Raw genomic sequence first — 25,023 nt, 5'->3', positions numbered from 1 at the left:
GTTATCCCTCCTTGTACTCGACGCCCTTACCGCCGCTGGGGTGTTCCCATTCTGTCTCGGCGACGACGGCACAGGTGCCGCACTCGACGCACGGCTGCGTGTCGAGACTGACGACGCGCTTCTCCTCGCCGTTGGTCCGGACCGTCTCGTCACGGTAGCAGCCGCCGCCGAAGTCCTCGGCGCTCACCGGACAGGCGGTCACGGCGGCCCCGCTGGCCTCGTAGCTCTCGTCGAGGAGTTCGATGTGCGGGTCGCCGACGTCGTAGGTGAGGTCGCCGATCCGGTCCGCGAGATCGGGCGGGTGAACCCCGGGCTCGTCCTCCCCGGCGGCACTCGCGTCGGCCTCGGAGCGCCCCTCGATCGGCTTCCCGAGAACCTCCGCGATCCTGGTCGGCACGGTGACGTACGAGAACTTGGTGTCGGGCACCATCCCGAGCAGCAGCGGGGAGTTGAACGCGCGCTCGGTGAGTCCCTCGAAGGCCCGCAGCCCGGCCGCACCGAGCGGTGACTCGATCAGCGCGCTCCCGAGCCGGTTCACGGCGTCGTGCTCGGCGACGGCCCGCGTCGCCCGATAGCGCCGCGGCCTGAGTTTCTCCATGACGCCTTCCTCGCGGAGCTTCCGCTCGTAGAGGTCGCCCGCCTTCGAGGCGTCGCCCCGCGTCCGGGCGTCGACGAACGCCTCGGCGGCGAGCCCCCCCGCGGCCACGGCGTGGTTCATTCCCTTGATGATCGGCCCCTGTGCCTGCATCTGTCCCGCGGCGTCGCCCACGAGCAGGAGCCGACCGCTGTGCGGCGAGGGGTGCGCGACTTTCTTCGAGTCGGGGACGAGCTTCGCCGAGTACTCGCGCTCCTCGTACTCGCCCTGCAGCCACTGGTCGAGCAGGGGATGCGTCAGGAGCCCGTCGAGCAGCTCGTGCGGCTCCGCCTGCCGTGCGGTCAGCGAGTCGAGGTGGAACACCGTTCCGATCGACAGCGAGTCCTCGTTGGTGTACAGGAATCCGCCGCCGCGGACGCCATCGAACAGGTCGCCCGAGAACAGGTGGGCCGCACCGCCGTCCGGACCCACGCCGAACCGATCGTTGATGACGTCGGGGTCGAGGTCGACGACCGCTTTCACGCCCTGGAACCAGTCACCGGGGTCGTCCCAGTCCATGAGCCCGGCGTCGCGCGCCAGCTCGGAGTTGACGCCGTCGGCGGCGACGATCAGGTCCGCGCGGATCGGGTCGAGCTCGTCGCAGGTGACGCCGACGATCTCCCCGTCTTCGCGAAGCAGCCCGTTGACTCGCACCTCCGTGAGCAGCCCGCCGCCGGTCTCGCGGGTCGTCTCGTGGACGCGCTCGGCGAGCCACGAGTCCATCCGGCGGCGCAACACCGCGTCACACCAGTCGGTGTCGCGGTCGTGGACCCGGTCGAGGTCGAGCGTCTTCACGCGGTCGCCGGCGACGTTGTGCATGAAGTACTCGTCTACCGGGCGCTCGGACGCCTCCTCGCGGAACCCCGGAAACAGCCCGTCGATCGTGTAGGGTGCGGATTCCTCTGCGTATATCAGCCCGCCGGAGACGTTCTTCGAGCCGGCGTCGACGCCCCGCTCTAAGACGAGCGTCTCGACGCCCTGTTGGGCCAGCGCCGCGGCCGCCGCAGCGCCGCCGGGACCCGCCCCGACGACGACGGCTTCGTAGTGCTCCGTCGAACCGGCTACATCGGCGTCGTCGACATCCGCGTCGTCGACATCCGCGTCATCGAGGCCGGCCGCGTCGGCGTCAGTCATCGGCCACCCCCTCCATCGCCGCGACGGCACCGCCCTCCTCGACCGCCGCCGTCAACCGAGGCACCACCTCGAAGAGGTCTCCCTCGATGAAGTAGTCCGAGAACTCCCGAATGTCGGCGTCGGGGTCCTCGTTGATCGCGATGATCGTGTCCGACTCGTCCATGCCGACCTTGTGCTGGACCGCGCCGGAGATTCCCGCCGCGACGTACACTGGCGGTTCGACGACCTGTCCGGACTCGCCGATCTGTCGCTCCTCCGAGACGTAATCCTCGACGTGGCCGGCGAACTCGTAGGAGGCGGTGATGACGCCCCGCGAGAGCCCGAGGGCGGCGTCGTCGAACGCGTTCACGAGTTCCACGCCGAGTTCGATGCCCGTCGTGGGGTCGTCACCGATTCCCCGCCCGAGCGCGACGATCACGTCGTGGCCGGTCAGGTCGACGCCGGCCTCCAGCCGATCGTGCTCCACCACGTCGACCTGGAACCAGTCGTCCGGCAGATCGAGGTCGTGTTCGACGACCTCGCCGGCGCGTTCCGAATTCGGGTCGGGGAGATCGAAGGCCCCCGGGATGACGCTCGCTCCCTGCGGGTGGAAGTCGCGGTGCGGCTTGTCGATACAGAGGATGGTCGAGTACTCGAACCCGGAGAAGTCCGGCCGGGGCATGTGGAGCACGCGCTCGAACTCCTCGCTGTCGCCCGGTTTTCCCGTCTTCGCGGGGTTAGAGATCATCGCCTCCTCGATGTACAGGTCCGAGCAGTCGGAAGCGAGCCCGGAGTCGAGCTCCGCTTGCACGAGCGCGGAGAGGTCGCGACCGTTGTGGGTGGCCGGGAACACGGTGTACCGGGGCTCGTAGTAGTCGCGCCAGTCCGCCTCGAAGTCCCGGCACATGTGCACGAAGAGCTCCGCGTACGGCTTGTGGCGGAAGCGGTCGAGCCGCTCGTCCTCGTGGTAGACCGCCCGATCCGCGCCGTACGCGATCGCCTCCTCGGCGAGGTCGGCGACGTCGTCGCCGATAACCACGGCGATCACGTCTTCCTCGTCGCCGTACCGGTCTTCGTAGCCGTCCATCAGCTCGCGTGCCTTGCCGAGGATCTCCTTCGAGGCGTCGACGAGCTCGCCCCGCTGAGTCTCACAGTACACCCACATGTCGCGGTACGTCTCGCCGGAGACGCCCTCGACGTAGGTCTTGTCGGCGGTCGGGTGATCGAGGTCCGGGTGCTTCTCCTCCGGGGGAACGTACTCGGGCGCGTCTTCCTCGCCCTCCTGATCGGTTCCCTCGACCGCCTCGATTCGGCTCTCGATCCGCCCGATCGCCCCGTCGCGGTCCTCGCCGTCGCGTTCGCGGTCGAGCAGGTCTCGGAGGAGATCGGGGTCGTCGACTCCGCGAACCATGTTGGCTACCTCCGCGATCGACAGCTCCGCGAGGTCGACGTCGGCGGGATCGACCGCCTCGGCCCCGCCCTCCTCGTCCGCTTCGAGCGTCTCGATCCGGCTCTCGATCAGCGTCTTCACGGGGTCGCGGTCGGGGCCTTCGCGTTCCAGTTCGAGCATCTCCGCCAGCTCGTCGGCGTCGTCGATGCCGTTGATCGCCGGGCCGAGCTCCGCGATCTCGCGGTCGGTGGGGTCGATCTCGACCACGGTCAGTCACCCCCCGCGAAGGGTGCCAGTTCGTCCACGACCGCGTCCATCCCGTCGGCGTCGTCCGGGGACACCATCGTCGCTTCCCGCTCCGACGGCCCCTTCGGGATCGGGTCCACGCCGGCGACGATCGTCGGCGATCCGTCGAGTCCGATGAAGTCCGGGTCGAGGTTGAGGTCCTCGTGGTTCCACGTGGTGAGGTGCTCCTCGTAGGACTCGGCGCGCTCGGTCGCCTCCTCGCGGAGATCTCTGTACCGGAGTCGGTGAGCGGCCTTGCGATAGCTCGGCTCGAACTCCGGGTCGGTGACGACGAGCGCCGGGAGATCGGTCTCGACGGTCTCGATCTCCGCCACGTCGCCCTTGACCAGCCGCTTCGCGCGGAGCGTGCCCGCGTCCGGGTCGACGTCGAGCGCGACGACGTGGGTGACGAGCGATCGGTCGGGCAGCTCGTCGTTCATGTGGTGACACCAGGTCGTCTGCGGGCCGGTGTGGCCCGTCTCCCCGTCGGCCGTTTTAAATCCCGCGACGACCAGCTCCGGCTCCGGATCGAGCTTCGAGAGTCCCGTCGCGACGGTGATCGACGTCGCCCAGGTGTCGGCCGCCGCCATCTCTCGGTCGGAGAGGAGGTAGAGGTCGTCGGCGTACACCGACTCCATCCCCTCTTGGAGGACCTCCCCGTAGCCCGGCGGCCCCATGCTCAGCAGGGAGACGGTCCCCCCGTGGCGTACCTTCGCTTGCAGCGCCGCCCGCAGCGCGACCTTGTCGTTCGGATTCATGACCGTCGGCGTCTTCCCGCGCTCTAAGTGGCCATCCTCGTCGAACGACACCTTTCCCTCGCGGAAGTCGGGGACGCCTTTGGTCAGTGCGACTGTGTGCATAGATATCAATCCTCACGTAGGGATCCTCACGATTCCTAATAGTCCTTTGCGTGAGACGACACGTTCGGACCGGACCAACCGCAAGCGCCCGGTGCCGGAAGGGAGCATCGAGAGAGAAGTGACAGAAAAAGAAATTATTTCGGGCGGCGAGAGAGTCGACGGAGAGTGGCTGACAGCAGGGAACCGACGACGGGAGGCGGCCGTCTCAGATGCGGCCGGCCCGACCGGGGTCGACATCGATCGCGTCGACCGGACAGACGTCGACACAGAGCATGCAGTCGATACACTGGTCCTCGTTGGTGGGATTCGCCTTGATCTCGCTTTCGGGGTGACCGGGCGTGTCGACCCACTCGAACACGTCGACCGGGCAGTCCTCCAAGCACGCGCCGTCGGCCAGACAGATGTCGAAGTCGACGGCGACGTGGGTCCCGCGGATTCCCTGCTTCTCCGGCGGCTCGACGGGCCCCCAGACGGCGACGCCGTCCTCCTCGCCGACCTGTTCGCGGTTCTCCTCGAAGTTCGGGTCGATAGCCATCGTTACTCGAACGGTCCACGGCTCGATACATAAACCCGGCGGCGGGACGAATGGCCCGCAGAGCGGTCCGGATCGACGTATTCGGCGGTCGAGGAGTGGTTCGCTGAGCGGCCGAGGAGTGGGGTGGCCTCAGAGACGAGTCACGGGTGCGCATAGTAGACGACGAGATCCTCCTCGCCGGTCGGGCCGTCCGCCTCGTCGGTCGGGTCGGGGTCGAAGTCGTCGAGGCGGACGAACCCGACGCGTTCGAACTGGACCACGTCGTCGACGGCGGCGTCGGCGATCGCGGGTTCCGAAAATCCGCGCACGTCGCCCTCGATCGTACGAACGAGCGTCTCCAGGCTCTCCGCTGCGGGCACCCAGTGGACCACGTCGACGTCGCCCTCGCGCACGACCTCGATGTCGTCGCCGACGTACTCGAACGCATCCCGGGTGTGGCGGACGCAGCCAAAGCCCTTGAGCCAGACGCGGTCGCCGTGGGCGGGGAGGTCGGACTCCTCGATCAGCACCCGTCCGGCGGGGACAGTTCGGTCGCCGCGCTCCTCGTGGTCGGGGTGGAGCGGCGGGTGGCCGGCGTCGGGACCGCCGACGACGTCGAGGGCGACGGCGGGGTCGTCCTCGCGGTCGCGCACGAGGAAGTACCGGTTGGCGTCGTCGTCGACCAGGTCGCGGTTGTTCGCGTAGACGGACGACATGGCGAGGTCGACGTCGGAGGTGGACATCCCCAGCGCCGTCATCGAGTCGACGAGGGCCTGGCCCTGAATGCCGCGACGACGCATCGAGCGGATCGTCGGCGCGCGAGGGTCGTCCCACCCTGTCAGCTCGCCCGTCTCGATCAGCTCCTTGATCGTCGAGGTGGAGAGTTTCACGTCGTACTCGTCGACCTGCACGTGGCCCCAGTGGAGCACCTCGGGGTACTCCCAGCCGAAGTAGTCGTAGACGAACCGCTGGCGCTTCGCGGAGTCCTGGAGGTCGATGCCGCGGATGATGTGCGTGACGCCGGTAAGGTGGTCGTCGACGCCGGACTGGAAGTCGAGCATGGGCCAGCAGCGGTAGTCGGCGGCCTCTTCGCGTGGGTGCGGGGTGTCGATCATTCGGAACGCGACCCAGTCGCGGAGCGCGGGATTCTTGTGCTCGATGTCAGTGCGAACGCGGAGGACCATCCCGCCGGCGTCGTACTCCCCGTCGACCATCGCCGAGAATTCGTCGCGAACGGTCTCGGCGTCCTTCTCGCGGTGGGGGCACGCCTCGCCGTCGTTTTTGAGTGCCGAGAAGTCGTCGCCGGAACACGAGCAGGTGTAGGCACCGCCGGCGTCGATCAGTTCGCGGGCGTGGTCGTAGTAGGTCTCCAGCCGGTCGGACGCCCGGATCACGCGGTCGGGCTCGAACCCGAGGTACTCGATGTCCTCAAGGATGGCGTCGTAGGCGTCCAGATCGGGGCGTTTCGTCTCCGGATCCGTGTCGTCGAACCGGCAGATGAACTCGCCGTCGTAGCGCTCCTTGTACGTCCCGATGACGGCGGGCATCCGCGCGTGGCCGACGTGCCACGGACCGTTGGGGTTCGGAGCCGCGCGCATCACGACCGCGCCGTCCTCGGCGTTCGGAAGCGCCGGGAGGACGTGGTCGTCCGTCTCGTCTTCGGCTTCCAGCTCCGCGAGCAGGTCCGGCGCGAGCTCGGCGAGCCGCTCGCGTCGCTCGCCGTCGTCCATGTCCGCGATTCGGTTGACGACCGGCGCGACGATCCCGGGGATCTCGTCGCCGTGCGGTCGGAAGTCGGGGTTCTCCCCCATGAGCGGCCCCATGATAGCGCCCACGTCCGGGTCGCTGTCGTGTTTAAGCGCGTTATACAGCGCGGCGGCCTCGCCGGCCGCCTCGACGCGCTCGCGGAGTTCATCGTCCATGCAGTCCGGTTTCGGGGGCGGCTAAAAAAACGCCGCGGAACGGCGGGGGTGGCGCGGAACGGCGGAAGAAACGCGCCGCTAAAACGGTACGGCGGCGACGCGACAGCGACGCGGTCGGCGCGAACCGTCTCGCCGGGGCGACCCGTCGCGGTCGGCGCGAACCGTCTCAGTCGGCACAACAGAGGTGCGTCCGCGGTCGGAGGGAGCCCGCGGGTAGGGGCATCGGAAACCAGCACACGGACGGACTTAAACGGCGGAGACCGTTCACGTCGGTAGGCGGAGCGTACAGGTGTGAACGGTCGCGAGGCTTATGTTTCCTCGGCGGCGTAGTGACGCAGTTGGTCCGCCGGGTTGATTGTCGCCCGCGCCGTGGGTCGGCCATGAACACGGGAGGAAGCGGATGCAGCGCTCGGCCGACAGCGGAAGCGAGGGAAGCGGCATGGCGGGCGAAAACGCCGCTCCGCGAGCGGGGGCGGTCGGCGTGGTAGGGCCCGTGTCCGACGAGGAACGCGACTCGGGGAACCGCAAGATCAAAGTCGGGTTCCTGCTGCTCGTCGCCGTCTCGCCGCCGCTCATCGCCCTCCAGTGGGATCCGACGCCGATCGAACTGCTGGCGGCGCTCGCCAGCGGAGTTCTGTTGGGACTGCTCTTGGTGTGGTACCTCGGTCGGCTCGCCGGCGAGTTCACCGCCGGATCGCGGCGACCGGGTCGACGGCGACGATAGGCCCGCCCGCACCGCCGACGGCAACGAAAGACCCGCCCGCACCATCGACGGCGAGACAGTCGCGACGGCAACGCGGTCCGACGCTGCCGGTTCTCATTCCAATTCCATCGATGCGAACGCTTCACCGTCGATCTCGACGGCCTCGCCAGCGCGGTCGCCGGCGACGGACCGAGACGTCGACAGCGGCGAGATGCTCACCTCGCCCTCGACCGCGGCGAGGCGATCGGATCCCGGATCGTCAGCGACGTCGCCGCGGAGGAACTCCCGCCAGAACCGGTCGCGGAGCTCCATCCCCATCTCGCCGCGACGCTCGTCGAAGCCGCTCTCCCCGGCCTCCGCCTCGCCCGGGTGGAACTCGATAACGTCGAAGCCGCGGGCGGGCTCGGTCAGGCGGTAGGTGGGGTCCTCGGCGGCCACGTCGTCCGCGGCCGGGACGTTGACGTTCAGCACGTCTGCGCCGAACGGGAGGGCTCCACCGCCCCCGACCCCCTCGAGTTTGGCGTCTTTAACGGCCTCGGATACACCGCTCTCAACCCCCTCGGTGCCGGCGCGGTCGAGGAGATCGCGGACGACCGCACCGGCGAGCGCGAAGTCGTCGGTGGTCAGGGTCGGGGGCACGGGGAGGTTGCCACGGTCGTACAGCGAGACCGCGATCGCCGGCGTCCCGAGGAACGACGACTCCATCGCGGCACCGACCGTTCCGGACTGCCCGAGGATGTGCGCGCCGATGTTCGGCCCGTGGTTGCAGCCGGAGACGACGACGTCTGGATCGAGTCCAAGCGCCACGTCCGCGACGGCGACGCAGTCGGCCGGGGTCCCTTCGACCGCGTAGCCGGTATCGGTCTCCGCGTACTCAACCGTGGTGTCCCACCACGACCGCGCGCCGCCGACGCCCGACTGGTTGCTCGCGGGTGCGACGATCGTCACGTCGTGATCGGACGAGAGCGCGTCAGCCAGCGCCCGGAGCCCGACGGCGTCGATCCCGTCGTCGTTGGTGAGGAGGATCTCGCGGGTCATAGACAGTGCTGTGAGGGGATGCGGGAAAACGTCGCCGGTCGTGGATCGTGGATCCGACGCGGACAAGCAAGCGTCGGCCGGGTGGTACTCCGAGTGGTCAGCTGGACGGAGGCGAACGCGGGGCCTATCGAAGGCGGGGCTCCCGAGGGCGGATCAGTCGGCGGCGACGCGCGGCTGGGACTGGGCGAGATCCAGCACTTCGTCGAAGAATCCGAGCGAATCGTGCGGACCGGGGTTCGCCTCGGGGTGATACTGGCGGGTGATGACGTCGAGCTCCTCGCTGTCGAGCCCCTCGACGGTGTCGTCGTTGACGTTCACCTGGGTCACCTCCAGCGGGCCGGTGTCGTCGACGGTGTACCCGTGGTTCTGGGTCGTCATCACGACCTTATCCGTGCGAAGGTCCTTGACCGGTTGGTTGACGCCGCGGTGACCGAACGCCATCTTCTCCGTCGAGCCGCCGAGCGCGCTCGTGATTACCTGCTGGCCGAGGCAGATGCCGGCCATCGGCAGGTCGCCCGCGAAGGCGTCGACGACCTCCTGGGCAGCGACGAAGTTCTCCGGGTCGCCCGGGCCGTTCGAGACGAACAGCACGTCGGGATCGACGTCGGCCACGTCCTCGGGGGTCGCGTCGTACGGCAGGATGTGGACGTCTGCACCGCGCTCGATGAGCGACGAGATGATGGACCCTTTCGCGCCGCAGTCGAGAAGCGCCACGTCGGCCGCGCCGCCGCCCTCGCGGACGATCGGCTCGGAGACGGACACCTGCGCACCGATATCGACGTGATCGCTCATCGGCTCGCAGGCCTCCATCTCCTCGACCGCGTCCTCGGGGGTCGCGTCCGGACCGGCGGCGATCCCGCAGGCCATCGCGCCCTCCTCGCGGACCGTCGTGACGATCTCGCGGGTGTCGACGTGGTCGACGGCGGGGACGTCCTCGTCGGCGAGCCAGTCGGCGACGTCGTCGGTCAGCTCGCGGGCGATCGTCGCGCGCGGCTGGACCGACTCCGACTCGAATCGCTCGCTTCGGACGCCGTAATTCCCGATGAGGGGGTACGAGAAGGTAAGTATCTGTTCGGCGTAGGAGGGGTCGGTGAGCGACTCCTCGTAGCCGGTGTACGCGGTCGTGAACACCAGTTCGCCACGGGTGCGCCCCGGCGCACGAGCGCGCGCTTCGAGCACGCGTCCGTCGGCCAGCGCGATGTAGGCGTCCGACATTACGAGAAACGTACGCGCATAGGCTAATAAATGCGTCGTTCGTAGATTCGTTACGATATTCGTAACGAGTAAGTCGGCGGAGGGAGTGTGTCGCGTATGGACGACCTCGACCGCCGGATCCTCTCGATCCTGCGCCGGGACGCGCGAACCCCCTACACGGAGATCGCGAACCGCGTGGGGACTTCCGAGGGGACGGTCCGAAACCGCGTCGATCGGATGACCGAGGAGGGGACCATCGAGCGGTTCACCGTCACCACCCGGACCGGAAACGTGAAGGCGATGATCGAGATCTCGGTGGAGATGAACGTCGACACCGCCGCGGTCGGCGGGCGCATGGTCGACTGGGAGGAGGTCGACTTCGTCTGGCAGGTCTCCGGCGAAGACGACATCGTTCTCGTCGTCGACGCCGTCGACACGGGCGCGGTCAACGAACTGATCTCGCAGGCGAGAGAGATGGACGAGGTCAAATCGACGAAGACCCGACTGATCCTCGACGAGCGACTCGGATAGATACGAGACCGCAGGAGAGACGAGAGGCTTGGACCGCGTCGTCGCCTTAGAACGTCTCCAGGTAGCGGTCCTCCTCCCACTCGGACACCTGGGTGAGGTACTCGCTGAACTCCTGGGACTTGGCCTCCGCGAACTTCTCAGAGGTGTGCGGGCCGAGTGCGTCCTGGATGACATCGTCGGCTTCGAGGGCCTCGACTGCCTTTCCGAGGTTCGGCGGGAGCGTCTCGATGCCGTACTCCTTGCGCTTCTCGTCGTCGAACTCGTAGATGTCCTCGCGCACCGGCTCGCCGGGATCAGCGTCGGTCTCGATCCCGTGGAGTCCGGCGGCGATGAGCGACGCCATGCCGAGGTACGGGTTACACGACGGGTCGGGGCTGCGGACCTCGAAACGCGCGGAGACGCCGGCCGCGTCGGGCACGCGGACGAGCGCCGAGCGGTTCGTGTCGGACCACGCGACGTAGATGGGGGCCTCGTAGCCGGGCACCAGCCGCTTGTAGGAGTTCACGGTCGGGTTGGTGACCGCGGTGAACGCCTGCGCGTGGTTCAGGATGCCACCCATGAACTGGTAGGCGGTCTCGCTCAGGTTGAACTCGTCGTCGTCGTCGGCGAAGGCGTTGCCGTCCTCGTCGAAAAGTGAGATGTGGCTGTGCATCCCCGAGCCGTTGATCTCGGCGATCGGCTTGGGCATGAACGTCGCGTGGAGGTCGTGTTGCGCGGCGACCGCACGGACGACGGCGCGGAACGTCGCGATGTTGTCCGCGGTCGTGAGCGCGTCGTCGTACTTGAAGTTGATCTCGTGTTGCCCCTCGGCGACCTCGTGGTGAGACGCCTCGATCTCGAAGCCCATCTCCTCTAAGGTGAAGATGATCTCCTTGCGGACGTCGCTCGCGAGGTCCTTGGGCGCGAGGTCGAAGTAGCCGCCGTTGTCGTGAGGGGTCGTCGTCGCGTTACCCTCGTCGTCCGTCTTGAACAGGAAGAACTCCGGCTCGGGACCGATGGAGACGGAGTACCCCATGTCGTCGGCCTTTTCGAGGACGCTCTTGAGAACCTGGCGCGGGCCGCCGACGAACGGTTCGCCGTCGGTGTCGACGATATCGCAGATGATCCGGGCGGCGGCGGAGCCGTCCTCGCCGCTGCGCCACGGGAGCACCGCGAACGTCTCGGGGTCGGGGACGAGACGCATGTCCGACTCCTGGATGCGAACGAACCCCTCGATCGAGGAGCCGTCGAAGTAGATACCCTCGGTGAAGGCCTTCTCCGCTTGGTGGGCCGGCACGGAGACGTTCTTCACGACGCCGAGGATGTCGGTGAACTGGAGCCGCAGGAAATCGACATTCTCCTCTTCTATTTCGTCGAGAACCGCCTGTTCTTCGGCCGTGAGACCGCCGTCTGTTTTCGCGTGTTCGTCCGTCATGTTCTGGACGTTTGATTCGTTATCTGCCAGTATAAAGGCCTTATCGCTTGGTGCATGAACCGCCGGACTCGCAATAACCCTGGACGTTCGTAAAATTCTAAACCCCTGAAGCCGTGGTTAGGTGTGATGACGTACGAAAACCTCGACGCGAAACTCGTCAACTCGCTTCTCAGTAACGGTCGCGCGAGCCTTCGAAGCCTCGGCGAAGAACTCGACGTATCGGTGACGACCGTCTCAAACCATCTTCGCGACCTCGAAGACGAAGGCGTGATCCGCGGGTACACGCCCATCGTCGACTACGACAAGCTCGGCTACGACGTGACTGCGGTGCTCCAGCTCAAAGTGGAGGGGAGCGCGCTCCCTGACGTGACGGAGAAGCTCCGCCAGGAGAAACAGATGGTGAGCGTCTACGAGGTCACCGGCGACTACGACGTGATCGCCATCGCGAAGTTCACCGACACGGACGGGATGAACGCCCAGATCAAGTCGATACTCACCGACGCCGACATCCGCGAGTCGAACACGAGCGTCGTCCTCAACGCGGTCACCGAGAACGAGCAGTTCGACCTCGACCTCAACGAGGAGTAATCGACGTTCGCCCTCCACCGCTCACGACGGCAGGTACTCGCAAGTTCGCGCCGCCCACCACTTCCGTGCCGCAATCCACTACGGCAGGCCGCCGCCCACCACTTCCGTGCCGCAATCCACTACGGCAGGCCGCCGCCCACCACTTCAGGACCGCAACCCACTACTGCCGGGCCGCCGCCGCTTCGAGGACTTCGACCGCCGGGAGCGGCTCGCCCGTCAGCGCGCGGATGTACGCGCCGCCGGCGATAGAGACGTGCGAGAAGTCCGCTTCGTCCAGCCCGTACATCTCGATGGCCCGCGACGTGTCGCCGCCGCCGACGACCGAGAAGCAGTCGGTCTCGGCTATCGCTTCGAGCGCGCCGACGGTGCCGGCGGCGAACCGCTCATCCTCGAAGACCCCGAGCGCGCCCTTCACGAACACCGCGTCCGACTCGCGGATGAGCGGGTCGTAGTCGTCGACCGTTCCGGAGCCGACGTCGAGGTACCCCGCGGTCTTCTCGTCGATGTCGGCGACGGCGACCTCCGCTCGCTCTCCGCCGTCACCCTCGTACGCGAGGTCGCTCGCGAGGTGGACCGCGTCGCCGCGGTCGTCGAGCACCGACTCGATCAGCTCGCGGTTCCGCTCCCACTGCTCGTCGAACAGGTCCGTCCCGCCCACGTCGTGGCCGACGGGGTGGCCCGCAGCGCGCAGGAAGAGTTCGCCGGCGACGCCGCCGAGCAGGAAGCGGTCGACGTTCCCTTCGAGGGCGTCCATCACGCCGATCACGTCGGTCGCCTTCGTCCCGCCGACGACCATCGTCACCGGCCCGTCGAACTCGCGGGTCGCGATGGCGGTGTTGGCCTCGTACTCCGCCTCCATCACCCGCCCGGCGTACGCGGGTAAGACGAGCGGGAAGCCGACCAGCGAGGCGTGCTTCCGGTGAGCCGCGGAGTAGGCGTCGTTGACGTAGGCGTCGACGTGTGGCGACAGCGTCGTCACGAACTCCGTGTCGGCCTTCTCCTCGGGCGATTCTTCGGGCAGCTCGTCGTCGCACATCCGCGTGTTCTCCAACAGGAGCACCTCGCCAGCGCCGAGCGCGTCGATGGCCGCGAGCGCCTCGTCGCCGTGGGTATCCGCGACGAACGCCACGTCGCGGCCGACGTGCTCGGCGAGGATGGCCGCGTGACCCGCAAGCGACGTGAAGTCGTCGCGCCCGGGGCGACCCTGATGGGCCATGCAGACGACGCGGTGTCCCGCCTCGGCGAGCTCGCGGACCGTCTCCGCGTGGCGCTCGAACCGGCGGTTGTCCTGCGGTTCTCCGTCCTCGATCGGGGAGTTCAGATCGAGCCGAACGAGGACGCGCGAGTCGGCCGGAAGGTCGTCGATGGTGTCGAAGGTGGGCATGGATGAACGGTCGTCGATTGGATATTTAAGCGGTGGTTCTTTCGGGGAACGCGGCCGGCGGGTGAGCGGCCGGCAGACGTTCGGCGAGTGTCAAGCGGGCGGTCGGCGGGCATCCGGCGAGCGGCCGAAGCGGTGTCGGTCGCGATCGCTCGCTTACGACTCGTCGGTGACGTACGCGGCCATGTCGAGCATTCGGTTCGAGAAGCCGTACTCGTTGTCGTACCACGTCAGGATCTTCAGGAGCTTCCCGTCGGCGATGACGTTCGTCGACTGGAGGTCGACGTAGCTGGAGAAGGGGAGCCCGACGATGTCGCTGGAGACGACCTCGTCGTCGGTGTACCCGAGCACGCCCGCGAGCGGCCCGGAGTCGGCGGCGTCGCGGAAGGCGTCGTTGACTTCCTCGGCGGTGACCGTCTCGTCGAGGCTGACGACGAACTCGGTGATGGAGCCGGTCGGGACCGGGACGCGGATCGCCATCCCGTCGATCTTGCCGTCGAGCTGCGGGAGGACCTGCTGGGCCGCACCGGCCGCGCCCGTCGAGGTCGGGACGATGTTCTCGGCGGCCGCGCGGCCGCGACGCGTCTTCGCCTTCGGTCCGTCGATCAGGCTCTGTGAACCGGTGTAGGCGTGGACGGTGGTGAGGGTGCCGGCGTCGATGCCGAACTCCGCATCGAGCACCTTCGCGACCGGCGTGATGGAGTTGGTCGTACAGGAGGCGTTCGAGATCACGTCGTCGCCATCGTACTCGCCGTGGTTGACGCCGTACACGAGCTGTTTGACGGGCTCCTCGCCCTTCGGGGGCGCGGAGATGATGACAGTGCCGGCACCGCCGTCGAGGTGCGCGCTCGCGTCCTCGCGCGTTCGGAAGACCCCCGTACACTCCAGGGCGACGTCGACGTCGAGGTCGGTCCACGGGAGGTCGGCGGGGTCTTGGACATTGAAAAGCGGGACCGAGGTGCCGCCGATCGTCAGCTCGTCGCCGTCGCGCTCGACGCCGTCGAGTCGCCCCATGACGGTGTCGTACTTCGCGAGGTACGCCATGTCGTCGAAGTCCATCACGTCGTTGATGCCGACGAGCTCGATCCGTGGGGACTCCATGACCGCCCGGAACACGTTCCGGCCGATCCGCCCGAACCCGTTGAGGCCCACCCGGACGACGTCGTCGTCGCTCACGTCGTCGCCCGCGGCGAGATATGATTTACTCATATTCGAAATAAGCGAGGCCCAGATACTTAAATCCGACCGAGTCGCTCCAAAATCGTCACGAACGTTGGGATTTGTTACGGCCGATACAGCCGTTCGAGGTGGGTGTCCGCGGGGATCGACGCGCCGGACGACCCCGGAGGTCGACCCCGCCGATCCGGGATCCGCCCGGCGGTCAATACGGCGATCGACAGAAGGCTTATCGGGACCACCATCCTCACGTGAGGTATGGACAGAGACGACCGTGACGATCCGTTCGGCGATTTCTTCGAGGAGATCGAACGGATGATGAACGAGATGGCCAACGGGAACCCCGGCACCGAGGACGCCGGGTTCGGGTCGGCGACGCACGTCGACGCGTACACGACGGATGACGGCGTCCGGCTCGTCGCCGACCTCCCGGCCGTCTCGAAGGAGGAACTCTCTCTGCAGTGCGACGGAGAAGCACTCACCATCTCCGCGGCGTCGGACCGGCGGGAGTACGACGAGACCGTCGAACTTCCCGTCCCGGTCGACGAGCACTCCGCGGACGCGACGTTCAACAACGGCGTGCTAGAGGTGGCGTTCGACCGCGACGACGACTCCGCGTCGATCGACCTCTCGTGAACCGCCTCGGGGTCAAGTGGTTCGAGAGATCGAAGCTTTCTCGTCATCACGGAAGACCGAAGCTCTTCCGAACGACCCCGAGGCACTCACCTTGATCTGTAGACCGTATTCGCGTCGCCGGCGACACCTTAATGCCCGTGTTCTCACCGCTCTGCGGTTCGCCGGATCAACCCCGCGAGTCGGTCGTAAAAATCGGGCTCGTATTTCGTCGCCGCGTCGATCGTCGGGCGCGCGTTGGTCTCGGTGACGACGAGTCGGTCGCCCGCCTCCAGCAGATCCACCCCGAGGTAATCGATCCCGAGCGCGTCAGCGGCCCGCTCCGCCAGATCGTAAGCCCGCTCGGGGAGGTCGACGGCGGCGGCCTCGGCGCTGCGGTGGACGTTGTGTTTCCATCGGCCCGATTCGATCGCGTCCGCGGGCAGCTCCCGCCTGACTGCGCCGGCGTACGCGCCGTCGACGACCATCGCTCGGTAGTCGCGCGCGTCCGGAAGGAATTCCTGGATCAGGTACGACCGGTCGCCGGTCGCGCGGTAGTCGTGGACGAGGTTCAGGTAGTCCACGATCCCGAGGAGCGAATCAAGATCGTGTGCGGCCGCGACCCCGACGCCGCGAGTCGCTGAGTTCGGCTTGACGACGACCGGGTACGAGAACGACGAGACGGCGTCGATCACGGTCGCCTCGTCGACCGGGTTCGACACCATGACCGTTCGCGGAGTCGGAACCCCGACCGCGTCGAGCGCCGCGAGCACGCCCGCCTTGTTCCGCGAGGTCAGAACCGACTCGCGGCCGTTCACCCACGGGACGGACAGCCGCTCGTCGACGACGGCACCCTCCATGAGCCGCGACGGGTAGACGAAGCCGACGTCGAAGCCGCCGAATTCTCCGTCGTCTTCGTCGCCCGAGACGCACAGCGATCGCTCTTTCGCCCGCACGTGCTCGACGGCGATTCCGCGCTCACCGAGCGGCCCGCGCACCCGTTCGAACGTTTCCGCGTCGGTGGTCATCGCGAGCCGAAGCATACGCTCGCTGGGGGCCGTTCGAACTTAAAAACCGTGAGGCGGCCGCGTCGGAGGCGGGGCGCTCTCGGAGGATCTGACGCTCGCTTTCTTCGACAGCGAGCACGCGTTTCCGAGGGAACGGGTGCTCGCCCTCTGCTACCGATCGCTCACCGCAGGTGGCCTTCCTCGCGGAGCTGCTCGGCCTCGCTCTTCTCGTAGCGCCACGCGATGTCGGCCTTCTCGTCCTGCCAGTCCCACGGCTCGACGAGGACGATGTCGTCCTCGCGGATCCAGACGCGTTTCTGCATCCGACCGGGAATGCGCGCGGTCCGCTCTTTACCGTCCGCACAGCGGACTTTGACCCGGTTCGCGCCGAGCATCTCGACGACCTCCGCGAACACCTCGTCGTCGTCGGGCATCCGGAGGTCGTTTCGACCGTCGCCGTCTCCGTTGCTCATGCGTACCCCGTGATACGCGCTCCCGGAAATAAAAGGGCCGCTCTCCGACCCGCGACGACCGAAACGGCCTTTTTAAGTCGCGGTGGCGGGGATCCGCGGTATACGCGACACGCTCGGATCCGAAGGCATCGTCGGCGTCGCTCTCGTCCTCCTCGCGATCGGGCTATTGGCCGTGTACGACCCGATCGTCGGGGCCGGGGTCGCCGTCCTCGTGGCCGGTCTCGCGCTGATCGCGAAGGGGGTCGCCGACTCCACGATGCGGATGTTCGGCCTCGCCTAGCCGAGACGGCTGCATTCGTCCTGTTCGACTTTCGAATCGCATTCGCCGATGCGGCTCTCGAATCGCATGCACCGATGCGGCTCTCGAATCGCATCTCGCCGGTTCGTTTGCGGGGTTGATCGCGGACCGCACTCGAAAGAGTGATAATCGAACGCCACCGCGGGCAGGTATGGTCGACGTTCCAGCGGCCGCGGTCGAACTGATCGAACTCCTCGCGATCGTCGTCGGGGCCGGTGCGGCCTCGGTCGCCGGCGTCCTGCTCGAACGGTTCGGGCTCTCGGCGGCCACCGGCGGCGACTTCGTGCTCGGCGCGTGGGCGGTTGCGATGGGGCTGCTCGCGCTCTACGTCGGGATCGTCGCGCTCGGCTACGAGCAGGCGGTCCCTCGGCTTCGCCGAATCGCAGCCGGCGAGTGACGCTCCCCGACGGCGATTCCTGACCCGCGCCTTTTTCCCCGTCCCCGGTGACGTTGCGGTATGGACGAGATTCTCACGAACTGGCTCCTCGGGCTGATCGCCGCCCTCCTCGCCGTGCTCGTACTCGACGCTACCGGACAGTCGTTCCTCGCTCCCCTCTCTCCCGTCGCGAACGTGCTCGCACTCGTCACCTTCCTCGCGTTCGTCCTCCTCACCGGTGCGTTCCTCGTGTACACGGCGTCGTTCCGGGACTGATCGTCCCACCCTGATCGGCCGAGATTGCTCATTCCGAACGGATCATCCGGAGCGTAGCATCCGGAATGGGTCAGATTCCGGAACGCGAAGTCGGCGCGGGTAGCTTTTTGGTCCGTCTCCGTCTGGTCGACGTATGGAGTACACGACCCTCGGGAACACCGGAACGACCGTCTCGAAGATCTGCCTCGGCTGCATGAGCTTCGGCGACTCGGACTGGCGCGACTGGGTGCTCGACGAGGAGGACGGCACGGAGATCGTCGAGCGCGCGCTCGAACTCGGCGTGAACTTCTTCGACACCGCCAATATGTACTCGAACGGCGAGTCGGAGCGCGTGCTCGGTGAAGCACTAGAGGGTCACCGCGAGGAGACCGTCGTGGCCACGAAGGCGTACTTCCAGATGGACGAGGACGACCCGAACTCGGGCGGACTCTCGCGGAAGGCGATCGAACAGGAGCTCCAGCACAGCCTCGACCGGCTCGGCATGGACACGATCGACCTCTACCAGATCCACCGGTGGGACTACAACACCCCGATCGAGGAGACACTGGCGACGCTCGACGACGCCGTCCGGCGCGGCGACGTGCGGTACGTCGGCGGCTCCTCGATGTGGGCCCGTCAGTTCGCGGCGTCGCTCCACGCGAGCGAGCGCGAGGGGTACGAGCGGTTCGCCACGATGCAGAATCACTACAACCTCGCGTACCGCGAGGAGGAGCGAGAGATGCTCCCGCTGTGCGAGAGGGAGGGGATTGGCGTGATGCCGTGGAGCCCGCTCGCGAGGGGGTACCTCACCCGGCCTCACGAGGACGTCGACGCCACGCTCCGCGGGGAGACCGAAGAGCACCTCTACGAGCACCCGTACCGCGAGGGCGGCGGCCCAGCCGTCAACGAGCGCGTCGCCGAACTGGCCGACGAGAAGGGCGTGAAGATGGCTCAGATAGCGCTCTCGTGGCTGTTCCACAAGGACTGGGTCGACACGCCCATCGTCGGGACGACGAGCGTCGAGCACTTGGAGGACGCGATCGAGGCGCTCGATATCGACCTGTCCGATTCGGACATCGACTGGCTGGAGGAGCCGTACGAACCGGTTCGCGTCTCCGGACACGAGTGAGTTCGGCGGCGGTGTCGCGGTCGGCGGTGTCGCGGTCGGCGGTGTCGCGGTCGGCGGTGTCGCGGTCGGCGGGTCGGCGGTGGTTCGTGGACCGGCGTCACCCACCGCGAATGCGTCTCTGTGGTATTTCGGTCCGTATTAGGGATCTATTTCGTTTTAGGGGCTATATAGAAAAGTTATTTCCGTGCTAGTTGTTGTCAATCACGCATGTCCGACGGGTCGAAGCGGTCTTCCGTTCAGTCGAGCACCGAGTACGCCCGCACGCGGACGCGGTGTCCCAACTGCGGCGATCACGTCCCCGCAATCGGTCGAGATTCGGGGACCGCAGAGTGCCCGAACTGCCGGATGCCGATCCGAGCGTGACCGCGCGGGCAGACGAATCGGCCGGCTCGGGGATTTAAAACGTACCGTCGAGTCCGGAGCAACAACCCTTTTCGGCCGGGCTATCGAACGGTCTCCCATGGGAGACGACGACGCAACCGACGCCGGAACCGGCGACGAACAGGGCGGAGACGCCGCCGAACAGGGCGGAGACGCCGCCGAGGGCGACGACGGCGAGGAGAAATCCTTCCGCGAGCGCGTCGAGGAGATTCGCGAGCGGCGCGAACAGGAGCGCGAGGAGGGAGAACGTCCCGACCCGGAGGAGATGATGGGCGGCGGTCCCGGCGGCGCGGGCGGTCCGCCGGGGATGGGCGGCGGTGGCGGCGGCAACCCATTCGCGCAGATGATGTCCGGCATGATGGGCGGCGGCGGTCCCGGCGGCGCGGGCGGCCCGCCGGGGATGGGCGGTGGTCCCGGCGGCCGCGGAGAGGAGGGCGGCGACCAGGTCGGCAACGAGGAACTCGTCCGCGAGGTGCGCCAGCTCCGCGACGAGGTCCGCGACGCGACCCGCCAGCTCCAGCGCATCGCGCAGGCGCTCGAAGACGACTGAGCGGTTGGCAGGTGGGGAGTTGATGGGTGTTGACGGCTCGGCGATCACCCCCAAACCCACAGCCCCGCTTCCGGCGCTGCGCGCCTCGCCGCCGCTCGCTTCGGCACCGGCGCGCGAGCGCCGCAGTCATTTATAACCGGTCATCGCTGCCGCGCTCGCTTCTTTAAATATCACGCCGACGGCGAGTATCTACGAGAATCACTCCCGCGGTCGATCGCGGCGGGATCACGACTATCGGTCGATGGATCCACTCAGTTCCGACTGTCCGACGGCTACCCGATCCGGTCCGGCAGCGACGGCAGCGCGACCACGGCGACGACCGCGACGGTCGTCGCGATCACCGTGATTGCGAGCGAGTCCGAGAGCGCGTACGCCCCGACCCAGAGCGCTCCGGTGACGATGAGCGCCGGGATCGCGATCCGAACCGGAACCGGCGGCTCGTCACCGTCGACGAGCCGCCAGCCGATCGCGCCGCCGACGCCGGTGGCGATACCGATACCGGCCTCGACTACCTCGCCGGAATGGCCGGCGGCGACGGCGACGCCGGCGGCGACGAGGGAGACGGCCGCGGCGGTCAGAAAGGCCGCAGTCGGATCGAGCGCGGCGGTCGGATCGCCTCTCGGTCCCGAGGCGTCTCCCCGCCGGAATCGCGGATCGCCGGCGAGCCACAGCCCCCCCGCCACGACCGCCACGCCGACGAGGACGCCCGCGAGCACGTCGACGAAGTAGTGGACCTCGATGACGACCCGCGAGACGGCCACGGCACCGGCGGCGACGCCGGCTGCAGCCAGCCGTCTCCGGGCGGTCCACGCGCGGTCGTACAGCAGTGCAAGCGCGCCGTACGCCGCCGCGCCGCCCGTGGCGTGACCGCTCGGGAACCCGAAGCCGTCGGAGAGCACCTGCGCCTCGAACCACGCCGAGAGCAGTTCGGGGAGCCACGTCGGGACGTCGGCCGGGGGCATCGCGCCCGGCGGTCGGGGCACTGCGAACCACGCCTTTCCGACCGCGACGGCGGCGTACGCGCACGTGACGACGGCGATCGCGGTCGCCCCGGCTCGACGCGGAGAGGCGGCGAGCCGATCGCCAGCGAACCAGTACCCGACCGCCAGCAGCCCGAACAAAAACCACGGGTCCGCGAGGTGGGTGACGGCCGCGAAGGCGACGACGACGACCTCCGGAAGCGCGTCGACGATGGGGAGCTCGCCGACCCCGCGTTCGGCTGACACGATCCCGGTCACGCGAGCATCACCCGCAGAGAGTTCGGCTGCCGCGGATCCCCGGAAGAGCGCGGATCACCGGGGTGCCGCAAAACACCGTGAGACCTCGAACGCCGGAGGCGAGGGAGTATCCGCTCAGTCGTCATTCCGTCCACGGGCGTAATCCAGCGCCTTTCCGGGCGTTTCGAGCAGGTTGAGACCGATACCGACGATGATGAAGAGCGTGTAGAGCCCGAGCGTCGACAGCCCGAGGATCAGCATGGCGGCGATGGCGTACAGCCCGTCGAGCATCGAGAACGCACCGAGCGTCAGCACCGTCCCGTATAGGAGCACGAGGTACGGGCCCCATCCACGGGCGTGTCCGCGTCGCATCCGCGAACGGACGTACCGCTTCAGCTCCGATTCGACCGCCGGCTTGTCGACGGTTCGCCGCTCGACGTCGTCCTCGAACTCGTCGAACTCGGCCCGAAGCCGGCTGAGATCCTCCTGTATCGCCGCGACGTCCGGCGCTCCCTGCGGCCGCTCCTCGTCGCCGGCGTCGCCCGCGCCGTCCGACTCGCCGTTCATATCCGTGGGTCGGCCGCGGCCGTGTTGTAACTGCCGGTCCGGGGCGTCGCGACCGGCCAGCACGACGTTGATCACGCCGCCGACCACTACGACCACGGCGGCGACGTACAGCCACGTCACGAGCAGCAGGATCCCGCCGATGACGCCGTACACCTGATACTGGCCGGCACTCGCGGCGTACACCTGAAATCCGGCCTGAAGCAGCGTCCAGCCCGTCGCCGCGAAGGCCGCACCGGGAAGCGCCTCTCCGACGGGGATCGTCGGCCGCGGGAGCAGGTAATACATCGGGAGGAACACGACGGTGAGGAAGACGGGGAGCGCGAGAACGCTCGCCACCTCGACCGCGGGGACCGCGTCCGCGGCCGCGAGGAAGGCCCCGATCGCGACCATCACGCCGATCCCGACGCCGACGGCGAGGACGACCGACGCGGCGTCGACGACCTGTTTCAGAAAATCCGGCGGATCCGCAACGCCGTACAGATCTGCGAACGCGGTGTCAAGCCCGCGGAACACCTTCAACGTTGACCAGAGGAGGACCGCCACCCCGAGGACGCTCGCACCGGTCCGCCCGCCGGCGGAGGAGACGGCGGCGGCGACCGCCTCTTCGCCGGCGGGCGTGAGGAACTCGCCGGTCGCCGCGACCAGTTCTCCCGCGATCGTCTCACCGAAGACCGTGCTCGCGACGACGACGAGAAGCAGCAGCGCGGGGATCAGCGAGACGAACGCGTAGTACGCGATCGCGGCCGCGAGAAACGTCACCTGTCGGTCGAGCGCGGTGTCGACGACGCGCCGGCCGGCGTCGAGTGCGGTGGTCGAGTGACGGGACACGACAGTTCGTTCGGTGGATGGAGACAAAAACGGGCGGGTGTCCGTCGGGAAAGCGAGAACAGTCCGCGGATTCGTCGCCGCCGGGGTCAGTCCGCGGATTCGTCGCCGCCGAGGACCGCAGCGCGCATCTCGGAGATCGAGGCGGTGCTCTTGACCGCCGTACCGCGATAGTGCGCGCGGCTGGCCTCGTGTCCGGCCCCGCGCAGGCGTTCGACGAACTCGTCCATCCCGATGGCGGGTTCGCCCCACTCCTTGTACAGCCGGTGCTGGTCGTAGTGGGTCGGCCGATCGAGTTCGCGGGCGACCGTTCCGAGAAGCTTGCGGGCGCGCTTCGCCTCCCCCATGTCGTCGGTGACGCGGCCGCGAACTTCGCGGGCGAAGTCGGCCTCGGCCACGGGGGCGAGCCAGAGCGGGCCGGCCGTGAGGATCCGATCGCTTCCGCAGACGGGACAGCTCTCGACCGGGTCGGCGATCAGCCCGCGCGTCGACTCGCGCCAGAGACAGTCCTCGCAGTTGTCGACGTAGCCCAGTTCGTCGATGCAGTCGTCGGCGGCTCGCGCGCCCGACTCCAGTTCGAGGTACGTCCGCGCGTAGTGACGTGAAACGTGCGAGACGATCGGGCGGGCGGCCTTGTCGTAGCGCGCCGCGGTCCTGACGAGCGCCGAGATCAGCGTCCGGAGTCCCATCTCCGGGTGGTAATCGGTGTTTCGGGGGACCGCGCCGTACTTCCGGATCCCGCTGTTTAGGTGGGCACCACAGAGCGGGGCGGTGTCGGTCGCGGTGACGCAGACGAGGTTTCGCGCGTTCGCGAACGCGGCGTCCGCGAAGGGGATCGGGGTCCCGTACGGGTCCAGATCGACGACGTCGAAGACGCGCTCGTACAGCAGCGCGTTGACGTCGCGGTGGACGGCCTCACCGTCGAGGTTGTTGGCGGCGAGGTTCTCGGCCGCGAGGTCGACGGCGTCGGGATCGACGTCGGCGCAGGTGACGTCGTATCCCTCCGCGGCGGCGCGGACGCCCCGGACCCCCGAGGCGGCCATCGCGTCGAGGTACGACGCTGCACGCGGCTCGCGGTCGCGGTACGCGCGCAACACCGCGACGGTGACGTCGCGGTTCAACTCTTGGGTGGGATTGAAGAAGACCCCGCCGCCGGTGCCCTCGCTCGCCCCGTCGCGGGCCTCCGGAACGGAAACGGTGCGGCCACCCTCCTCGATGTCCATACGCCGGCTTCGGGCATCCGGCACAAAAGGACCCCGCTCCGCGAGCGCCCGCGGCACCGCGCCTCGCCCCGTTCCGCTGTCGGCGCGAAGCGGGGCTTTTAGCCCGCCAGCGCGGATAGGGAAGGTATGGCGACGAGTTTCACACGAAATCGAAGATACGGTGAGGACCGCCGGACGGACGTGGCCGCGTCGCAGACGGGGATTGAACGGCTGCGGGCGGTCGCGGTGACCGGCGGCGTCTCGGTCCGGGAGGCGGATCCGCGATGGTGATGCGGCCGGCGCGCGTCGACGCGCTCACCGACCTCGCGTACGGCGCGCTGATCGTGTTGTCGATCGTGCTTATCGCGACGCTCGACGTGAACGACGTCGGGATCGCGTTCGGGATCGGGGTGTTCGCCTCCTACGTCATCCACGTCGTCTGGAAGATGGCCCGATTCGACCCCGACTGGATGACGCGAGAGGTCGCCGACCAAGTCGGCAAGGAGGTCGAAAAGAGCGTCGGTGAAACCGTCAACAAGGAGGTCGAGAAGACCGTCGGCGACACGGTCAGCAAGGAAGTCGAAAAGACCGTCGGCGAGACTGTCAGCAAGGAGGTCGAGAAGACCGTCGGCGACACGGTCAGCAAGGAAGTCGAAAAGACCGTCGGTGAGACCGTCAACAAGGAAGTCAGCGAGGTCGCCGACGAGGTCACGGACACCGTCAGCGAGGAAGTGACCGGGAAAGTGGAGGAGACCGTCGGCGAAAAAGTCGAAGAAACCGTCGGCGAAAAAGTCGAAGAGACAGTCGGGGAAAAGGTGGAGGAGACCGTCGGCGAAAAGGTGGAGGAGACCGTCGGCGAAAAAGTCGAAGAGACAGTCGGAGAAAAAGTCGAAGAGACCGTCGGCGAAAAGGTGGAGGAGACCGTCGGCGAAAAAGTCGAAGAGACCGTCGAGGAGACAGTCGAAGAAACAGTCGGCGAAACCGTCGAAAAGACCGTCGAGGAAACTGTCGGCGAAAAAGTCGAGGAGACCGTGGAAAAGACCGTCGAGGAAACTGTCGGCGAAAAAGTCGAGGAGACAGTCGAAAAAACCGTCGAAGAGAAGGTCGACGAAACGGTCAGAGACGGTGATACGACAGACGAGAGTACGGATTCGTAGACGACGCGTTCGACGATCTTGGGAACGTCGGCTCTGTTGCGATCCTCGGCAAGTGAGATATGTTGACCTGACTGCGGTCACTACAGAAACGGCGGCGAGCGAGTACGGGAGTGAGGATCGCAGACCGCCGTCGGCGACGTGGTATTTAAACGGACGAATGTGGCGGCGACGGCTATTTATAAATAGAGAATCGGTGGCGCGCCTCCGAGCGGCCGGTAGGCCGCGAGGAGC

27 protein-coding genes are annotated in these 25,023 nt (G+C 67.5%); 12 read left to right on the top strand and 15 right to left on the bottom strand.

Annotated elements, in window-relative coordinates; genetic code table 11:
* Position 1: 1 nt before the first annotated feature.
* The 5 genes from ACFQEY_RS07730 to ACFQEY_RS07710 form a co-directional block, all read right to left on the bottom strand.
* A complete protein-coding gene (locus ACFQEY_RS07730; RefSeq protein ID WP_379766737.1) occupies positions 2–1,768 on the bottom strand; it encodes an FAD-dependent monooxygenase in 1,767 nt (588 codons plus the stop codon).
* Entirely contained in the window at positions 1,761–3,404 is a 1,644-nt protein-coding gene (locus tag ACFQEY_RS07725; RefSeq protein WP_379766734.1) for an electron transfer flavoprotein subunit alpha/FixB family protein, read from the bottom strand. The genes ACFQEY_RS07730 and ACFQEY_RS07725 overlap by 8 nt, the downstream gene beginning before the upstream one ends.
* A gap of 2 nt (positions 3,405–3,406) precedes the next feature.
* Positions 3,407–4,282: an electron transfer flavoprotein subunit beta/FixA family protein gene (locus ACFQEY_RS07720; RefSeq protein ID WP_379766731.1), complete on the bottom strand. Its 876-nt coding sequence runs from the start codon at positions 4,280–4,282 to the stop codon at positions 3,407–3,409.
* 205 nt (positions 4,283–4,487) lie between these two features.
* A complete protein-coding gene (locus ACFQEY_RS07715; protein ID WP_379766727.1) occupies positions 4,488–4,817 on the bottom strand; it encodes a 4Fe-4S dicluster domain-containing protein in 330 nt (109 codons plus the stop codon).
* A 140-nt stretch (positions 4,818–4,957) separates the two neighbouring features.
* Positions 4,958–6,718 (bottom strand): glutamate--tRNA ligase, encoded by a 1,761-nt coding sequence (locus ACFQEY_RS07710; RefSeq protein ID WP_379766724.1) that lies wholly within the window; start codon positions 6,716–6,718, stop codon positions 4,958–4,960.
* 400 nt (positions 6,719–7,118) lie between these two features.
* Between ACFQEY_RS07710 and ACFQEY_RS07705 the strand changes: the two genes are divergently transcribed.
* Positions 7,119–7,442, top strand: a complete 324-nt coding sequence (locus tag ACFQEY_RS07705; RefSeq protein WP_379766721.1) for a hypothetical protein — start codon at positions 7,119–7,121, stop codon at positions 7,440–7,442.
* A 93-nt stretch (positions 7,443–7,535) separates the two neighbouring features.
* On the opposite strand, the gene surE is transcribed toward ACFQEY_RS07705, so the two are convergent.
* Complete coding sequence (gene surE / locus ACFQEY_RS07700; RefSeq protein ID WP_379766718.1) at positions 7,536–8,459, bottom strand: 5'/3'-nucleotidase SurE; 924 nt, start codon at positions 8,457–8,459, stop codon at positions 7,536–7,538.
* Positions 8,460–8,612: 153 nt separating this feature from the next.
* Positions 8,613–9,674 (bottom strand): glutamine-hydrolyzing carbamoyl-phosphate synthase small subunit, encoded by a 1,062-nt coding sequence (gene carA, locus ACFQEY_RS07695; protein WP_379766715.1) that lies wholly within the window; start codon positions 9,672–9,674, stop codon positions 8,613–8,615.
* A gap of 96 nt (positions 9,675–9,770) precedes the next feature.
* On the opposite strand from carA, the gene ACFQEY_RS07690 reads away from it, so the two are divergent.
* Complete coding sequence (locus ACFQEY_RS07690) at positions 9,771–10,184, top strand: Lrp/AsnC family transcriptional regulator (RefSeq protein ID WP_379766712.1); 414 nt, start codon at positions 9,771–9,773, stop codon at positions 10,182–10,184.
* Positions 10,185–10,230: 46 nt separating this feature from the next.
* Here the strand turns inward: ACFQEY_RS07690 and glnA are convergent, their stop codons facing one another.
* Complete coding sequence (glnA, locus tag ACFQEY_RS07685) at positions 10,231–11,598, bottom strand: type I glutamate--ammonia ligase (RefSeq protein WP_379766709.1); 1,368 nt, start codon at positions 11,596–11,598, stop codon at positions 10,231–10,233.
* 126 nt (positions 11,599–11,724) lie between these two features.
* Between glnA and lrp the strand changes: the two genes are divergently transcribed.
* Complete coding sequence (gene lrp, locus ACFQEY_RS07680) at positions 11,725–12,186, top strand: HTH-type transcriptional regulator Lrp (RefSeq protein WP_379766706.1); 462 nt, start codon at positions 11,725–11,727, stop codon at positions 12,184–12,186.
* Positions 12,187–12,346: 160 nt separating this feature from the next.
* On the opposite strand, the gene ACFQEY_RS07675 is transcribed toward lrp, so the two are convergent.
* Together ACFQEY_RS07675 and gap are read right to left on the bottom strand one after the other, a co-directional pair.
* Positions 12,347–13,570 carry a phosphoglycerate kinase gene (locus ACFQEY_RS07675; protein WP_379766703.1) on the bottom strand — a complete coding sequence of 408 codons (1,224 nt, stop codon included), beginning with the start codon at positions 13,568–13,570 and terminating at the stop codon, positions 12,347–12,349.
* A gap of 153 nt (positions 13,571–13,723) precedes the next feature.
* Positions 13,724–14,776: a type I glyceraldehyde-3-phosphate dehydrogenase gene (gap, locus tag ACFQEY_RS07670; RefSeq protein WP_379766700.1), complete on the bottom strand. Its 1,053-nt coding sequence runs from the start codon at positions 14,774–14,776 to the stop codon at positions 13,724–13,726.
* A 225-nt stretch (positions 14,777–15,001) separates the two neighbouring features.
* Here gap and ACFQEY_RS07665 point away from each other — a divergent pair, with 225 nt between their 5' ends.
* Positions 15,002–15,379 (top strand): Hsp20/alpha crystallin family protein, encoded by a 378-nt coding sequence (locus ACFQEY_RS07665; RefSeq protein ID WP_379766697.1) that lies wholly within the window; start codon positions 15,002–15,004, stop codon positions 15,377–15,379.
* A 143-nt stretch (positions 15,380–15,522) separates the two neighbouring features.
* On the opposite strand, the gene ACFQEY_RS07660 is transcribed toward ACFQEY_RS07665, so the two are convergent.
* Both ACFQEY_RS07660 and eif1A read right to left on the bottom strand, forming a co-directional pair.
* Positions 15,523–16,398, bottom strand: coding sequence for an ATP-grasp domain-containing protein (locus ACFQEY_RS07660; RefSeq protein ID WP_379766694.1), 876 nt, complete (start codon positions 16,396–16,398; stop codon positions 15,523–15,525).
* Positions 16,399–16,544: 146 nt separating this feature from the next.
* Positions 16,545–16,835 (bottom strand): translation initiation factor eIF-1A, encoded by a 291-nt coding sequence (gene eif1A, locus ACFQEY_RS07655; RefSeq protein WP_379766691.1) that lies wholly within the window; start codon positions 16,833–16,835, stop codon positions 16,545–16,547.
* Between the two features lie 100 nt (positions 16,836–16,935).
* On the opposite strand from eif1A, the gene ACFQEY_RS07650 reads away from it, so the two are divergent.
* From ACFQEY_RS07650 to ACFQEY_RS07625, 6 genes are all read left to right on the top strand, one after another.
* A complete protein-coding gene (locus ACFQEY_RS07650; RefSeq protein WP_379767526.1) occupies positions 16,936–17,115 on the top strand; it encodes a DUF7470 family protein in 180 nt (59 codons plus the stop codon).
* A 169-nt stretch (positions 17,116–17,284) separates the two neighbouring features.
* Entirely contained in the window at positions 17,285–17,530 is a 246-nt protein-coding gene (locus ACFQEY_RS07645) for a hypothetical protein (RefSeq protein WP_379766688.1), read from the top strand.
* A gap of 60 nt (positions 17,531–17,590) precedes the next feature.
* Positions 17,591–17,785 carry a hypothetical protein gene (locus ACFQEY_RS07640; protein WP_379766685.1) on the top strand — a complete coding sequence of 65 codons (195 nt, stop codon included), beginning with the start codon at positions 17,591–17,593 and terminating at the stop codon, positions 17,783–17,785.
* 133 nt (positions 17,786–17,918) lie between these two features.
* Positions 17,919–18,893, top strand: a complete 975-nt coding sequence (locus ACFQEY_RS07635; RefSeq protein WP_379766682.1) for an aldo/keto reductase — start codon at positions 17,919–17,921, stop codon at positions 18,891–18,893.
* Positions 18,894–19,100: 207 nt separating this feature from the next.
* Positions 19,101–19,256, top strand: coding sequence for a hypothetical protein (locus ACFQEY_RS07630; RefSeq protein WP_379766679.1), 156 nt, complete (start codon positions 19,101–19,103; stop codon positions 19,254–19,256).
* Positions 19,257–19,353: 97 nt separating this feature from the next.
* Entirely contained in the window at positions 19,354–19,824 is a 471-nt protein-coding gene (locus ACFQEY_RS07625; RefSeq protein ID WP_379766676.1) for a hypothetical protein, read from the top strand.
* A gap of 272 nt (positions 19,825–20,096) precedes the next feature.
* On the opposite strand, the gene ACFQEY_RS07620 is transcribed toward ACFQEY_RS07625, so the two are convergent.
* The 3 genes from ACFQEY_RS07620 to ACFQEY_RS07610 all read right to left on the bottom strand — a co-directional run bounded on the left by ACFQEY_RS07620 (position 20,097) and on the right by ACFQEY_RS07610 (position 23,656).
* Positions 20,097–21,062 carry a phosphatase PAP2 family protein gene (locus tag ACFQEY_RS07620; protein ID WP_379766673.1) on the bottom strand — a complete coding sequence of 322 codons (966 nt, stop codon included), beginning with the start codon at positions 21,060–21,062 and terminating at the stop codon, positions 20,097–20,099.
* A gap of 114 nt (positions 21,063–21,176) precedes the next feature.
* On the bottom strand, positions 21,177–22,436 hold the full coding sequence (locus tag ACFQEY_RS07615; protein WP_379766669.1) for a YihY/virulence factor BrkB family protein: 1,260 nt from the start codon (positions 22,434–22,436) through the stop codon (positions 21,177–21,179).
* A gap of 86 nt (positions 22,437–22,522) precedes the next feature.
* Complete coding sequence (locus ACFQEY_RS07610; RefSeq protein WP_379766666.1) at positions 22,523–23,656, bottom strand: tRNA (guanine(26)-N(2))-dimethyltransferase; 1,134 nt, start codon at positions 23,654–23,656, stop codon at positions 22,523–22,525.
* Between the two features lie 126 nt (positions 23,657–23,782).
* Here ACFQEY_RS07610 and ACFQEY_RS07605 point away from each other — a divergent pair, with 126 nt between their 5' ends.
* A complete protein-coding gene (locus ACFQEY_RS07605) occupies positions 23,783–23,926 on the top strand; it encodes a hypothetical protein (protein WP_379766663.1) in 144 nt (47 codons plus the stop codon).
* Positions 23,923–24,792: a hypothetical protein gene (locus ACFQEY_RS07600; protein ID WP_379767523.1), complete on the top strand. Its 870-nt coding sequence runs from the start codon at positions 23,923–23,925 to the stop codon at positions 24,790–24,792. Before ACFQEY_RS07605 ends, ACFQEY_RS07600 begins: the two co-directional genes overlap by 4 nt.
* The last annotated feature ends 231 nt before the right edge of the window (positions 24,793–25,023 follow it).

It is taken from the genome of Halorubrum trueperi (assembly GCF_042662525.1).
GTDB lineage: Archaea > Halobacteriota > Halobacteria > Halobacteriales > Haloferacaceae > Halorubrum > Halorubrum trueperi.
The sequence above is the reverse complement of the archived record's forward strand: the minus strand, read 5'-3'. Positions and strand labels throughout refer to the sequence as shown.